Annotated in this window: 12 protein-coding genes; 8 read left to right on the top strand and 4 right to left on the bottom strand. The window is 71.3% G+C overall.

The features are described 5' to 3' along the window. Positions 1–25: 25 nt before the first annotated feature. The 3 genes from EXE59_RS20435 (at position 26) to EXE59_RS20425 (ending at position 2,082) form a co-directional block, all read left to right on the top strand. Positions 26–646: a TetR/AcrR family transcriptional regulator gene (locus tag EXE59_RS20435; protein ID WP_135840541.1), complete on the top strand. Its 621-nt coding sequence runs from the start codon at positions 26–28 to the stop codon at positions 644–646. 72 nt (positions 647–718) lie between these two features. Further along, positions 719–1,057, top strand: a complete 339-nt coding sequence (locus EXE59_RS20430; RefSeq protein ID WP_135840540.1) for an EthD family reductase — start codon at positions 719–721, stop codon at positions 1,055–1,057. Further along, positions 1,054–2,082 carry an MBL fold metallo-hydrolase gene (locus tag EXE59_RS20425; protein ID WP_246056940.1) on the top strand — a complete coding sequence of 343 codons (1,029 nt, stop codon included), beginning with the start codon at positions 1,054–1,056 and terminating at the stop codon, positions 2,080–2,082. Before EXE59_RS20430 ends, EXE59_RS20425 begins: the two co-directional genes overlap by 4 nt. Positions 2,083–2,114: 32 nt before the next feature. On the opposite strand, the gene EXE59_RS20420 is transcribed toward EXE59_RS20425, so the two are convergent. Next, entirely contained in the window at positions 2,115–2,870 is a 756-nt protein-coding gene (locus EXE59_RS20420) for an SDR family NAD(P)-dependent oxidoreductase (RefSeq protein ID WP_135840539.1), read from the bottom strand. Between the two features lie 88 nt (positions 2,871–2,958). Between EXE59_RS20420 and EXE59_RS20415 the strand changes: the two genes are divergently transcribed. The 3 genes from EXE59_RS20415 (at position 2,959) to EXE59_RS20405 (ending at position 6,601) form a co-directional block, all read left to right on the top strand. After that, the gene (locus tag EXE59_RS20415) at positions 2,959–4,131 is read left to right on the top strand and encodes a thiolase family protein (protein WP_135840538.1); all 1,173 of its coding nucleotides are present in this window, start codon (positions 2,959–2,961) and stop codon (positions 4,129–4,131) included. Between the two features lies 1 nt (position 4,132). Further along, positions 4,133–4,885: an enoyl-CoA hydratase/isomerase family protein gene (locus EXE59_RS20410; protein WP_135840537.1), complete on the top strand. Its 753-nt coding sequence runs from the start codon at positions 4,133–4,135 to the stop codon at positions 4,883–4,885. Positions 4,886–5,008: 123 nt separating this feature from the next. Continuing rightward, entirely contained in the window at positions 5,009–6,601 is a 1,593-nt protein-coding gene (locus EXE59_RS20405) for a gluconolaconase (protein WP_135840536.1), read from the top strand. Positions 6,602–6,659: 58 nt separating this feature from the next. Here EXE59_RS20405 and EXE59_RS20400 read toward each other — a convergent pair whose 3' ends face one another. The 3 genes from EXE59_RS20400 to EXE59_RS20390 form a co-directional block, all read right to left on the bottom strand. Then, complete coding sequence (locus EXE59_RS20400) at positions 6,660–8,354, bottom strand: ABC transporter permease (protein ID WP_135840535.1); 1,695 nt, start codon at positions 8,352–8,354, stop codon at positions 6,660–6,662. Then, positions 8,351–9,511 carry an ABC transporter ATP-binding protein gene (locus EXE59_RS20395; protein ID WP_135840534.1) on the bottom strand — a complete coding sequence of 387 codons (1,161 nt, stop codon included), beginning with the start codon at positions 9,509–9,511 and terminating at the stop codon, positions 8,351–8,353. The genes EXE59_RS20400 and EXE59_RS20395 overlap by 4 nt, the downstream gene beginning before the upstream one ends. Before the next feature lie 127 nt (positions 9,512–9,638). Beyond that, entirely contained in the window at positions 9,639–10,682 is a 1,044-nt protein-coding gene (locus EXE59_RS20390; RefSeq protein ID WP_135840533.1) for an ABC transporter substrate-binding protein, read from the bottom strand. A 193-nt stretch (positions 10,683–10,875) separates the two neighbouring features. Between EXE59_RS20390 and EXE59_RS20385 the strand changes: the two genes are divergently transcribed. Both EXE59_RS20385 and EXE59_RS20380 read left to right on the top strand, forming a co-directional pair. Continuing rightward, entirely contained in the window at positions 10,876–11,883 is a 1,008-nt protein-coding gene (locus tag EXE59_RS20385; RefSeq protein ID WP_135840532.1) for a zinc-binding dehydrogenase, read from the top strand. A gap of 6 nt (positions 11,884–11,889) precedes the next feature. After that, positions 11,890–12,918 (top strand): NADP-dependent oxidoreductase, encoded by a 1,029-nt coding sequence (locus EXE59_RS20380; RefSeq protein WP_135840531.1) that lies wholly within the window; start codon positions 11,890–11,892, stop codon positions 12,916–12,918. Position 12,919 lies beyond the last annotated feature (1 nt).

Here is a 12,919-nt window from a genome sequence, read left to right as displayed (position 1 = left end):
GCCCATCTGCACAGGAGGACCGACCATGACCGCAGCAGCAACGGACGAGCTCGAGGGCCCGCGCTCCAAGCGGCGGATGATCCTCGAGGCCGCCGTCGACCATTTCGGCGAGGTCGGCTTCGAACACACCAAGTGGGCCACGGTGGCCAAGGACGTGGGGATCGGCCAGACCGCGCTCTACCACTACTTCGAGTCCAAGACCCACTGCCTGCTGACCATCATGTCGGCCGAGCTGCTCCAGGCGCAGCAGCGCAGCCGGGTGGCCGTCGAGGGCATCTCCGACCCGGAGGAGGTCCTCCGCAAGGCCGTGGCCAGCGCGTTCGAGGTCACCCAGCGCGAGGCCCTCCAGGCCCGCATCCTGCTCAGCCACCAGGACCTGCTGGTCGCCCCGCGCCCGTCCGAGCGCGAGGAGGCAGAGCGCGTCCGCGCGCGTGAGCTGGTGCGCGAGATCGAGGCCACCTGGGCCGAGATGCTGCGCGCCGGCATGGACGCCGGTGTGTTCCCCGAGCGCGACGAGAGGGTGCTGGTCCGCCTCGTCCTCGGTCTCGTCAACAGCGTGTGGCGCTGGTACCGACCGAAGGGCCCGCAGACCCTGCAAGAGGTCTCCGACATCGTCGTCGAGGCCTGCGTACGGCTCGTTCGCTGACCCGTCGCCGGTCGGGACGTCCCCGATCCGTCATCCATTGTTCGAACTGAATTCGTCTTGATCGGAGCTCCCATGTACAACCTCGTCCTCCTCGCAGCCAAGCCCGACGAGTGGACCCACGACCAGTTCATCGAGTGGTGGCGCGGTGAGCACGCCGACATGACCTACGGCCTGCCCGGGCTGCGGCGCTGGCAGCACACCGAGGTCCTCGACGCGTTGGACGACCGCCGCTCCGCCGGCTGGGACGGGCTCTCGATCCTCAGCTTCGACTCCCGCGCCGACCTCGACGCCGCGCTGGCGAGCCCTGAGTGGGCCGCGGCCGTGGCCCACGTCGGCACCATGAAGGGCCGCCGGATCGCCGTCATGGGCGAGGAGCGCGTGATGGTCCCCGAGACGGTCGTCGAGGCGTGACCGACCCCGACTGGACCGCGCCGGGGTGCCACCCGGTCCTCCCGGGCATCCACCGCATCCCGCTCCCGATGCCGCAGGACGGACTGCGGGCGGTCAACGTCTATGCGATCGAGGGCCCCGACGGCCTGGCGCTCGTGGACGCCGGCTGGCGGGTCCCCGGCGCCCTCGACGTGCTCGGCGCGGCGCTCGCCTCGATCAGCCGTGACCTGTCCGAGGTCCGCGACGTCGTGGTCACCCACGTGCACCGCGACCACTACACGCTGGCGCCCGCCCTGCGCCGCGCCGCCGGCACGCGCGTCCACCTCGGCGCCGGGGAGGCGGTGGGGCTCGGCCTCGTGCGAGACCTCGGTGGCAACGACCCGGTCTCCTCGTTCGAGCAGCTCGCGCGAGCCGGGGCGGGCGACCTCGTCGACGCCGTACGCATCCTGGGGGCGGGGGAGGAGTGGAACGGCTCCGACTGGGAGGACCCCGACCACTGGCTGGAGCCGGGCATGCTCGCGCTGGCCGGCCGGGAGGTCGAGGTGGTCCCGACGCCGGGGCACACCAAGGGGCACGTCGTCCTCCACGACCTCGTCGCGGGCGCCCTCTTCACCGGCGACCACGTGCTCCCGACCATCACGCCGTCGATCGGCTTCGAGCTCGGCGACTGGGAGCTCCCGCTGGGCCGCTACCTGGAGTCGCTCGAGCTGCTCCTGCTGCGCGCGGACGCGGTGATGCTCCCGGCCCACGGGGCTCCCGGCGGCTCCGTGCACCAGCGCGTGCGGGAGCTGCTGTCCCACCACGACCAGCGGTTCGCACGGACCGTGTCGGCGGTGGCCGAAGCGCCCGGGAGCACCGGGATCGACGTCGCTGGGCGCCTGGGGTGGACGCGCCGTGATCGGCCCTTCGACGGGCTCGATCCGTTCAACCAGATGATCGCGACCTGCGAGACGATGGCCCACCTGGACGTGCTGGCCGAACGTGGCCTCCTCTCGGTCGCGTACGACGGCCCGGTCGCGCGCTTCGCCGTCGCGGCCGGCCGCTGACAGGGACGCCGGCCACAGGTCCGTGGTCGGCCTCAGCGGGCGGTCCACCCCCCGTCGGCGTACAGCTCGCTGCCGGTCATGAAGCCCGCGTCGTCGCTGCCGAGGAAGGCCACGGCCCCGGCGATCTCCTCGGGGCGCCCGAGGCGGCCCATCGGTGTGCCGTGCAGCATGGCCCGGTGGCGCTCGGTGCCCTCGTACCTCTGCAGGAGCGGCGCAGTCGCGATGAAGCCGGGGTGGAGCGAGTTGACCCGCACCCCGCGGGTCGCCCAGTGCAACGCTGCGTTCTTGGTCATCGTGCGGACCGCGCCCTTGGCGGCGTGGTAGGCCACGCTGTTGCCCAGGCCGCCGGTGCTGCCGAGGATGGACGCCACGTTGACGATGGCGCCGCCGCCTGAGGCCTCGATGACGGGGCCGAGGTGCTTCATGCCCAGCCAGACGCCGGTCGCATCCACCGCCAGCACGCGGTCCCAGAGCTCGCGCTCCTCGTCCTCGACCGTGCCGAGGCTGCCGATGCCGGCGTTGTTGACCAGCACGTCGAGCCCGCCGAGCTCGGACCGGACCCGCTCGGCGAGGGTGCGCCACTGGTCCTCGTCGGCCACGTCGAGGTACGTCGTCGGGTGCGGACCACCGGACAGCGACGCAGCGAGACCTCCGACGTCGGCTCCGTCCAGGTCCGCCACCACGACCGTGGCGCCCTCCTCGGCGAGGCGGCGGCAGATCTCCTCGCCGAGCCCACCCGTGGCACCGGTCACCAGCACCCGTCGTGCGGCATAGCGCTTCGCGGTCATCGAACCTCCTGGACGGTTGTGGCTCGTCGGGACAGCGGGTAGCGTAACAGTCTGAAGTGAATTCAAGTTGAGTGCGAGGAGCTCCAAGATGGAGAGGATCGTCGTCGTCGACGGCGCCCGGACGCCAGTGGGCAGCTTCGGCGGGATGTTCTCGGACGTTCCCGGGTTCGAGCTGGGCGCCACAGCCGTGCGCGCCGCGCTCGCTCGCGCGGGCGTCGGCGGATCGGACGTCTCCGAGGTCGTCATGGGCTGCATCGGCCAGGTGGGCGCCGACGCCTACAACGCCCGACGCGTCGCGGTCGCCGCCGGCCTGCCCGCCGCCGTACCGGCGTACACGGTCAACCGCCTGTGCGGCTCCGGCCTGCAGGCCGTCTGGTCGGCCGCGATGGAGATGCGGTGGAACGACCTCGACATCACCCTCGCGGGCGGGGACGAGTCGATGAGCCGGATGCCGTTCTACGACTTCGGCGCGCGCAACGGCTACCGGTTGGGGGACCGTACGCTCAGTGACGGCACGGTGATGATGCTGACCGACCCCTTCCACGGCATCCACATGGGTGTCACTGCCGAGAACGTGGCGGAAAGGTACGCCGTGTCCCGCACGGAGCAGGACGAGTTCGCCGCCGAGTCCCAGCGTCGCGCCGCCACCGCGGCGGCGCAGGCTGCGTTCGCCGAGGAGATCGTCCCGGTCGAGGTGGGAGGGCGTCGCCCGTTCACCGCGGACCGCGACGAGCACCCCAAGCCCGAGACGACGGTGGAGACCCTGGCTGCGCTGCGTCCGGCCTTCCAGCGGAACGGGTCGGTCACGGCGGGGAACGCGTCGGGCATCAATGACGGTGCCGCCGCACTCGTGCTCGCCCGCGAGTCCGCAGCGGCCGAGCGCGGGCTCGCCGGCCTCGTCTGCCTCGAAGCCGTCGCGACGGCAGCGATGGAGCCCGAGCTGATGGGCTACGCGCCGGTCCTCGCGTTGCGGTCGCTCTTCGAGCGGACCGGAACCCGACCGTCCGACATCGGCACCATCGAGCTCAACGAGGCCTTCGCCTCGCAGGCCGTCGCCGTCGTGCGGGACGCCGGGCTCGACCCGGACCGGGTCAACCCCTACGGCGGAGCGATCGCCCTCGGTCACCCGGTCGGGGCCACCGGTGCCATCCTCACGCTGCGCGTCGCCAAGGACATGGTGCGACGCGACCTCGAGCTGGGCGTGGTCACGATGTGCATCGGCGGCGGCCAGGCACTCGCCGCCCTCTTCAGGAGGGTCTGACGTGGCGTCCACGGTCAGCCTCCGTGTCGCCGCCGGCGTGGGTCACCTCCGGCTCGAGCGGCCCGAGGCGGCCAACTCCCTCGACCTGCCCACCGCGCGCGCCCTGCGGTCGGCCGTCGAGGAGGCGGGCGCCGACCCGGCCGTCCGTGCGCTGCTCGTGAGCGGCGCGGGGAGCCGGTTCTGCGCGGGCGGGGACGTGGCGTCCTTCGCGGCCGCCGCCGACCCCGCGGCGTACCTGCACGAGCTCGCGAGCGAGGCCGATGCCGCTGTCCGGGCGCTCTCCGAGGTCGAGAAGCCCGTGGTTGCCGCCGTGCACGGTGCTGTGGCCGGCGCCGGGCTCGCCGTCATGCTCTCGTGCGACGTGGTCGTGGCAGATCCCGCGACGTCCTTCGTGTTCGCCTATCCCGCGATCGGGCTCACTCCCGACTGCGGGGTCTCCTTCCTCCTGCCCCGGGCGATCGGCCAGCAGCGGGCCCTGCGCTTCGCGCTGTCCGGCCGCGCCGCGACGGCCGCCCAGGCGCTGGAGTGGGGGCTGGTCACCGACCTGGCTCCGGACCCCGAGGTGCGGGCCTGGGAGCTCGCGACAGCGATGGCGGACGGTCCGTCCGGCGCGCTGGGCCAGGTGCGCCGGCTGCTGCGGGCAGGCTGGGAGTCGAGCCGGGTCGACGTCGGGGCCGAGGAAGCCAGGACGATCTCTGAGATGGCGCGGGGCGAGGAGGCGCAGACGCTCGTCCGTGCCTTCGTCCGAGGATGAGGTTGCCCTGGACCAGCCGTTGACGGCGACGTCCGGTGTGGCTAGTTTCACCTGAAATGACTTCATGTCAATTGAGAGGCAGGGCCGCGGGCCCGAGCAGCTCTCCTCCTGAAAGGCGTCCTGATGACATCGGACCAGCCGACCGCCCACACCGGGTGGCGCCTCGTCGACCAGACCCAGCCCCGTAGCCTCGCCGGGGCCAACGGCCTCCGCTTCGGCCCCGACGGCGCGCTCTACTGCGCGTCCGCCTTCGGCAGCGAGGTGGCCCGGATCGACATCGACACCGGCGAGCTGATGGTCGTCTCGCCGCGCGGCAGCGCGATCGTGAGCCCGGACGACCTCGACTTCGACAGCGAGGGCCGGCTGTACGTCGCCGAGTGCATGAACGCCCGGGTGACCGAGCTGGCGGACGGCGCCTACCGCGTCATCGAGGACGGTGTCGAGGGCGCCAACGGGATCACCGTCTTCGAGGACCGGATCTTCGTCACGGAGTTCCTCCCGAGCGGGTCCATCTACGAGGTCTTCCGCGACGACCGCCCACGCGTGCTCCTGGCCGACGGGATCGCCGGCCCCAACGGGATGTGCGTCGGTCCCGACCGTCACCTCTACAGCGCCCTTCCCTTCGCCGGGCAGGTGGTCCGGGTGTCCATCGACGGGGGACCGGTCGAGGTCGTCGTCGATGGCCTGGCCGCTCCGTGCTCGTGCCGCACCGGCCCCGACGGCCTCGTCCACGTCGGACTCGGTGGATCCGGCGACGTGGTGGCCATCGACACCGCCACGCGGGACGTCGTCACGGTCCACCGCACGGGGCGTCCCGGGATGGACAACCTCGACCTGCTCCCGGACGGTCGGACGTTCGTCTCCTACTACATCGACGGGTCCGTCCACGAGGTGGACGGGACGGGACTGCGCCAGCTTCTCGCCCCGGGCCTGATGGCGCCCTACGGACTGGCCGCCACCGATGTCGGCGTCTGCATCGCCGACGGGCTCGGCGCGGCCCTCCTGTCGTACGACGGCACGTTGGCGCGTACCGACAAGATCACCGACCCCGGGTTCCCCGGGTACGCCCGCGCCGTCGCCTCGGCCGACGGCGGCGCCGCGATGCTCGTGACCAACAACCTCGGCACGGTGACCAAGCACCCTGCGGGCGCGTGGACGCAGGCCGAGGTGTGGGCAGAGGGGCTCGGCGACACCGTGCTCGACGTCGCCTCGACGTCCGACGGACGGGTCCTCGTGACGGACGGCGGTGGTGGCCGCGTGCTGTGCCTCACGGCGCCCGGTGCGGTCGAGGTGCTGGCCGCCGGGCTGCAACGACCGGCGGGCGTCGCGGTCGGTCCGGACGACGCGGTCGTGGTCACCGACGAGGTGGCCGGGACCCTCGAGCGGATCGGGGCCGACGGCACGCGGGCGGTCCTCGCGTCGGGGCTGCGTTCCCCCCAGGGCGTGACCGTCGTCGACGAGCTGGTCCTGGTGTGCGAGGTCGGCAGCGCGCGCGTGATCGCCGTACCCCTCGACGGAGGCGACCTCGTTCCGGTCGCGACGGACCTGCCCTTCGGCACAGCCGAAGGAGGCACCCGTGAGGTGCTCAACGGCCTGCCGCAGATGATCCCCGGTCCGATCCCGCCGTTCGCCGGCATCGACGCGGGCCCCGACGGCCGGGTCTACGTCGCCGGCGACCGGACCGGCACGGTCGTGGTGCTCACGAGGGCCGAGTAGGCATCCAGCCAGCAGCACGAAGGGCCCGGTCCGCCAGGACCGGGCCCTTCGTCGTACGTCAGAGGTTGTCCAGCACGTTGCGTCCGCCGACGACCATCGCGACGGCGACGCCCACTCCGGTGACCACGGTCATCAGGAGCGCCATGGCCGCCACCAGCGGGTAGGAGCCGTTGCTCCAGAGGTCGAAGAGGCGCGTGCCCATGACCTGGGTGGTGGGCGACCGGACGAGCAGTGACGCCGCGAACTCGTGGGTGAGCAGGATGAACATGAGGGCGACGGCACTCAGGATCGCGGGCCGCATGAGGGGGAACACGATGCGCACGTTGGTCGTCAACGGGTTCGCACCGCTGGTGGCGGACGCCTCGATGTAGGTCTCGCCGAGGGCCAGCATCGCGGTCATCTGCAGACGGGTGGCGAACGGGATCATCAGCACGATGTAGACCAGGATGATGACGGTGCGCGTGCCGTACAGGATGATCGGCGGCTGCGTGTAGGTCAGCAGGAACCCGACGCCGAAGATCACCGCGGGAATGCCCAGCGGCAGCGCCGAGACCAGGTCGGCGACGATCCGCAGCACGCGGTAGCGACGCCCCCGCACGAGCAGGTTCGCGATGGCGAAGCCGATCGGCACGCAGAACACCACGGCGACCGAGGCCGCCACGATGCTGGTCACCACGGCGTCGATGATGTCCGGGGTGGCGAAGAGCGTTCGGAAGTTGTCCAGGCTGAAGAGGTCCAGGCTCAGCGAGGCCGACCAGTAGGGCATCAACGAGACGAGCACCAGCCCCACCAGCGGCAGCAGCAGGGCCACCACGCCGTACGCGACCACGAACGTGACGGCCCACCACGAGCGGGTCGGGGTGGACTTGAAGGCCTTGCCGCCGTGGGTGACGAAGCGGGTCTGGTCGCCCAGCAGTAGCTTCTGCGCCAGGACCACGAGCAGGCCGAGGACGACGAGGGGGGAACCGGCGGCCGCCGCTGCGGCGAAGTCGGCGGGTGACTCCGACACGCGCCGGTACATCTCGGTGGTCAGCACCTTGACGCCGGTGTTGGCGCCCAGGAGCAGCGGTCCGGTGAACTGCCCGAGGCCGAGCAGCAGCGCGACGCCGGCGCCGTAGATGAGGGACGGCCGCAGCAGCGGGAGCACCACGCGGAAGAAGACACCGATGGTGGAGGACCCGCTGGTCTGTGCGGCCTCGAGGTGCTCGGCGCTGATCGCGGCCATGCCGGCGCTGACGAACAGGTAGACGAACGACGTCAGTCCGAAGCCGGTCAGGATGATGATCCAGGTGGCGCTGTAGACGTCGACGGGTCCGGAGTCGAGGTGGTCCCACCACGGCAGCTGGCGCATCGCGGCGTTCAGGTAGCCGGGGCCGGGGGAGAGCAGGAACGCCCACCCCACGATGTTGGCGACAGCCGGCATGACGATCGGCAGGACCGGCACCATCCGCAGGAAGGAGAATCGTTGCGGGAGGCGGCTGGTCGCAAACGCGAGAAGGGTGCCGAGGACCAGGGCGATGACGACGGACGCGAGGGCCAGCTGCACCGTCGTCCAGATCACCTCGCCGATGTCGGCGCGACCGTACTGGGCCCGGTAGCCGCGGGCGCCGTCGCCGAACGCGAGCGACTGGAGGCGGTAGAGCGGGAGCACGACCATGTAGATGAGTGCGGCGACCAGGACGGCGTACCCGAGGCGCGCCTTCCAGCCGACAGCGATGACGAGCGCGAGGGGGCGCTGGACCAGGGAGGTCATGACGTCGCCGAGCCGGTCGCGCGGATGGGGGTGACGACCGAGGCGCCCCGGACGGCCCGACCCTCGGCGTCGAAGACCCGCACGTCGGAGGACCGGAAGCTCACCACGACGGGATGACCGCCCTCGGCCTTCGGCAGCCAACCGCCGTGCTCGCGGGTGTCGGCCTGGAGCGTGAGCTTCTGCCCGTCCACGTCGACCAGCACGTCGTGGTGCCGCCCGCCGAACTCGGTGGTGACCAGCGTGCCGTGCAGCACCGTCGTACCGGGGGCGACGCGGTCGTCCGGGCGGTGCAGCCGGAGGTCGTCCCGCCTCAGCCGGGCGACGACCGTGTCGGTGGAACCGCGCTCGGGCGTGCGGTCCCCGAGGTGAACGACATCGCCGTTGCTGGCCTTCCACCCGTCCTGGTGGCGGGTCAGGTCGAGGCGGTTGGCCATGCCGATGAACTGGGCGACGTAGTCCGACGACGGCTCGTCGAAGACCTGCTGCGGAGTGTCGACCTGCTCGAGCCGGCCGGACTTCATGATGGCGAGCCGGTCGCCCAGTGCAAAGGCCTCGGACTGGTCGTGGGTGACGAAGACCGCGCTGAAGCCGAGGCGCTGGTGCAGCTGGTGGATCTGGGTGCGCACCTGGTCGCGCAGGCGGGCGTCGAGGTTGCTGAGGGGCTCGTCGAAGAGCACCAGGTCGGGCTCGGAGACCAGGCCGCGGGCCACTGCCACGCGCTGCTGCTGGCCGCCGCTGAGCTGGGAGGGGTACCGGTCGAGGAGCTGCTCGCAGTCGACCATCCCGGCCGCCTTCTCCACCGCGCCCGTGCGCAGGGCGTCCTTCTGGCGTCGGACCTTGAGCGGATAGGCGATGTTGTCGCGCACCGTCATGTGCGGCCACAGCGCGTAGGACTGGAAGATCATGCCGATGTTGCGCTTGTGGGTCGGGACACTGACCCGGCGCTCGGCGTCGTGGACCACCTTGTCGGCGAAGCTGATGGTGCCGCCCTCAGGCGTCTCCAGGCCGGCGAGGCACCTCAGGGTGGTGGTCTTGCCGCAGCCGCTCGGTCCGAGCAGGACGACGAACTCACCCTCCTCGATGGTCAGCTCGAGGTCGTCCACGATCGTGGACGAGCCGAAGCGCTTCGTCAGGTTGGTCACCCGGATGCGAGACATGGTGGGGGTCCTTCGGGGGCTCGGAGTGGTCGATGGTCGGCGCCCGGGGCGGGTCCGGGGCGGCGGGGGTCCGACACGGCGGAACGCCCCGGGCACCTGGTGGTCACGGTGCCCGGAGCGTCGCTCCCTAGTTGAGGAACAGCGACTCCCAGTCGCTCTCACGCGCCTTGAGGTCGTCCGCCGTCAGGTCGGACGGGTCCGCCAGCGTCACGTCGGAGGCCTGGGCCACGGCGCCCTCGATGCCGGGCAGGGTAGCCGCGTAACCGGCGCTGAGGGCGGTCTGTCCCTCCTCGGAGGCCATGAAGTCCGCCAGGACCTGTCCCGCGTTCGGGTGCGCTGCGGAGGACAGGACGTGGGTGTACCAGGCAGCGCCCCACGGCTCGGGCGCGAGCTTCCAGTCGACCGGTGCGCCGGAGGCCTTCTCGGTGCCGAGGGTGTTGACGATCGGGGCCGCCGCGATCTCCCCCGATGTCAGGGCCTGGGCGATACCGAGTGAGCTCGGGTAGATGCGTGGCTCGAGCGAGGCCAGGTCCTCGATGAACTCCTCGCCGTAGGTGTTCTCGAGGAACCGGTAGAGGTCGTTGTAGACCGCGATGCCGGTCGGGTTGACGATCCCGATCTTGCCCTTGAGCTCGGGCTTGATCACGTCCGTCACGTCGCCCAGCCCCTCGGGCAGGATGTCGGTGTTCCAGCCGAGGGCGAAGACGGCGACGCTGGTGAGCACGAACCGGTCGGCGATCAGGCTCGTGTCGTCGTCGTAGTTTCCGGACTCGGTGACCTCGGGGCCGAGGAGCTCGGCCGAGTACGTGCCGCTCTCGGCGGCGCTGTTGATCCAGTTGGTGTCCGTGACCATGTGGACGTCGGCGGTGCCGCGCCCGGTCTGGTTCTCCACCTCCACCTTGGGGTTCAGCTCCGCGTCGGTGCCACGCACGTACTCCATGGTGATGTCGGGGTACTCGGCCTCGAAGGCCTTCTTGAGGGACTCGAGGTTGACCGGGTTGTGGCTGGAGTACAGCATCACGCTGCCCTCCTTCTCGGCTGCTGCGACGACGTCGTCCCAGCCGCCGTCGACTGCTCCGCTCGGGGTGCCGCCGCTGCTTCCCCCGCAGGCGGCGAGGGTCAATGCGAGACCGGTGACCAGCGCCCCGAGTCGCAGACTCTTGATGGTCATGCCGTGCTCCTTAGATTGAAGTGATCTCAGTTCAGTTAGCGTAGGACTCCTGCCCTGTGACGTCAATCACCGGTTTGAAATCAGTTCATCACGACCCCCCGGTGTCGGCGATGGCTCGACGACATCGCCTTGACGGTCCGGGCACGGGGTCCTACGTTCATGAACTGAGTTCAATTCTTTGGTGGAGGTCAGCATGAGTCGGACGACGATCCCCGCGCGGATGTCCGCGTGGCAGTGGACCGGAACGGGGCGCCCGCTCGTCCGCAACGAGGTGCCCGTGCCCACGCCCCAGCGTGATGAGGTGCTGGTGCGGGTCAGGGCCGCCGGCATGTGCCACTCCGACGTCGGCGAGCTCGATGAGCCGAGCTGGGTCGAGAACATCACGCGCAACCCGCTCACGCTCGGCCACGAGATCGCGGGCGAGGTGGTCGCTGTCGGCCCCGACGCCCGCGACGTACGCACCGGGGACCGGGTGGGCGTCTTTCCCATGGGGCGCACGGTCCCCGGCTACGGCCGGGACGGAGGGTACGCCGCCTTCACCCTCGCGCCGTCCGAGGACCTCGTCCCACTTCCCGAGCATCTCTCCTTCGACCTCGCCGCGCTGGGGACCGACGCCGGCATGACCTCCCACCATGCCGTCGTGGAGGTGGCGGGCGTGGGGCCCGGCCACCGCGTCGGGATCATCGGGCTCGGCGGCCTGGGCCAGGTCGGCGCCCGGATCGCGGTCCTGCGCGGGGCCGAGGTGCACGGCGCCGACATCAGCCCGGACGCGCTCGCCCTCGGTGAGCGGCTCGGCCTGGCGTCGGTGGTCGACTCGGCCGACGGGCTGGTGGGCATGGACCTCGACGTCGTCGTCGACTTCGCGGGCTTCGGCACCACGACGGCGGCCGCCGTCGGTGCCATCCGCACCGGCGGCACCATCGTGATGGTCGGGCTCGGTGCCGTGTCGACCACCCTCAACACCGCCGACGTGATCCACCGGAAGGCGCACATCCACGGCTCCTCGGGTGGCACTCGCAACGACATCGTCCGGGTCTACGACTACCTCGCCGCCGGTGAGATCGTGCCGACGGTGGAGCACCTCGCCTTCGACCAGGTGCCCCTCGGCATCGACCGCCTGCGGGCCGGAACGGTCACCGGGCGGCTCGTCGTGCTGATGGACGACGAGACCGCAGCCGCTGCACGGACACAGGAGGACTGAACCACCGTGGCCGCGCCCAGTCGCCAGGTCCAGGTCGTCTCCTACCCCGAGGGCGAGGTCGGTCCCGAGCACTTCGAGGTCGTCAGCGTCGACGTGCCCGACCCCGGCGCCGGCCAGGTGCTGGTGCGCAACACGTGGACCTCCGTGGACCCCGGTCTCCGGCTGCGCCTGCGCGCCGAGGCCCCGGCTGGATATTTCGCCTCCTTCCCGCTCGGCAGCGCCCTGGACGGCGTGCTCACCGTCGGTCAGGTCATCGCGTCGAACGCCGAGGGCTTCGAGGTCGGCGACACGGTCTGGCACCCGTACGGCTGGCGTGAGCACGCCGTCGTCGACGCCGGCGTCGAGCTGATGAACGGTGCCGGCACGATGCGCGTCCTCGACGTCGCGGACACGCCGCCGCAGTGGTACCTCGGACCGCTCGGCGCCATCGGCCTGACGGCGTACTCCGGCCTGGCCGTGGCCGACGCCCTCGGTGGCGGAGAGACGCTGTGGGTCTCGGCGGCCGCCGGGGCGGTCGGTTCGTTGGTCGCGCAGATGGGCGTCCGGTTGGGCCACCGGGTGATCGCGAGCGCCGGCTCGGCGGAGAAGGTGGCGTGGCTCGTCGACGAGGTCGGCGTGGCCGGTGCCTTCGACTACCACCGCGAGCAACCGGCGCGGGCGTTGGAACGGTTGGCCCCCGACGGGATCGACGTCTACTTCGACAACGTCGGCGGTGACCACCTCGAGGCAGCACTCGACGCACTGCGCATGCACGGGCGCGTCGCGCTCTGCGGGTCGATCTCCGACTACGAGGGCGAGCCCACCGGGCCGCGCAACATCTTCCTGGCGACCGCCAAGCACCTCACGCTGTCGGGATTCCGCGGCAGCCTGCACATGGAGCTCCTGGACGAGATGCAGTCGCGCCTCGGGGGCTGGCTGCGAGAGGGGAGCGTGACCCACCGGGAGACGGTGTATGCCGGCCTCGACCAGGCCCCGGTCGCCCTGCAGGACATGTTGTCCGGACGGACCTCAGGAAAGACGCTGGTCAGGCTGTGAC

It is taken from the genome of Nocardioides eburneiflavus (genome assembly GCF_004785795.1).
GTDB classification, from domain to species: domain Bacteria; phylum Actinomycetota; class Actinomycetes; order Propionibacteriales; family Nocardioidaceae; genus Nocardioides; species Nocardioides eburneiflavus.
Note: the sequence above shows the minus strand (reverse complement) of the source record. Positions and strands in the feature narration are given on the sequence as shown.

Excerpts from the sequence above, each read along its gene's own strand:
- EXE59_RS20415 (WP_135840538.1), top strand. The coding sequence starts at position 2,959 with ATGGAGAGGATCGTCGTCGTCGACGGCGCCCGGACGCCAGTGGGCAGC.
- EXE59_RS20430 (WP_135840540.1), top strand. The coding sequence starts at position 719 with ATGTACAACCTCGTCCTCCTCGCAGCCAAGCCCGACGAGTGGACCCAC.
- EXE59_RS20405 (WP_135840536.1), top strand. The coding sequence starts at position 5,009 with ATGACATCGGACCAGCCGACCGCCCACACCGGGTGGCGCCTCGTCGAC.
- EXE59_RS20420 (WP_135840539.1), bottom strand. The coding sequence starts at position 2,870 with ATGACCGCGAAGCGCTATGCCGCACGACGGGTGCTGGTGACCGGTGCC.
- EXE59_RS20435 (WP_135840541.1), top strand. The coding sequence starts at position 26 with ATGACCGCAGCAGCAACGGACGAGCTCGAGGGCCCGCGCTCCAAGCGG.
- EXE59_RS20385 (WP_135840532.1), top strand. The coding sequence starts at position 10,876 with ATGAGTCGGACGACGATCCCCGCGCGGATGTCCGCGTGGCAGTGGACC.
- EXE59_RS20400 (WP_135840535.1), bottom strand. The coding sequence starts at position 8,354 with ATGACCTCCCTGGTCCAGCGCCCCCTCGCGCTCGTCATCGCTGTCGGC.
- EXE59_RS20390 (WP_135840533.1), bottom strand. The coding sequence starts at position 10,682 with ATGACCATCAAGAGTCTGCGACTCGGGGCGCTGGTCACCGGTCTCGCA.
- EXE59_RS20395 (WP_135840534.1), bottom strand. The coding sequence starts at position 9,511 with ATGTCTCGCATCCGGGTGACCAACCTGACGAAGCGCTTCGGCTCGTCC.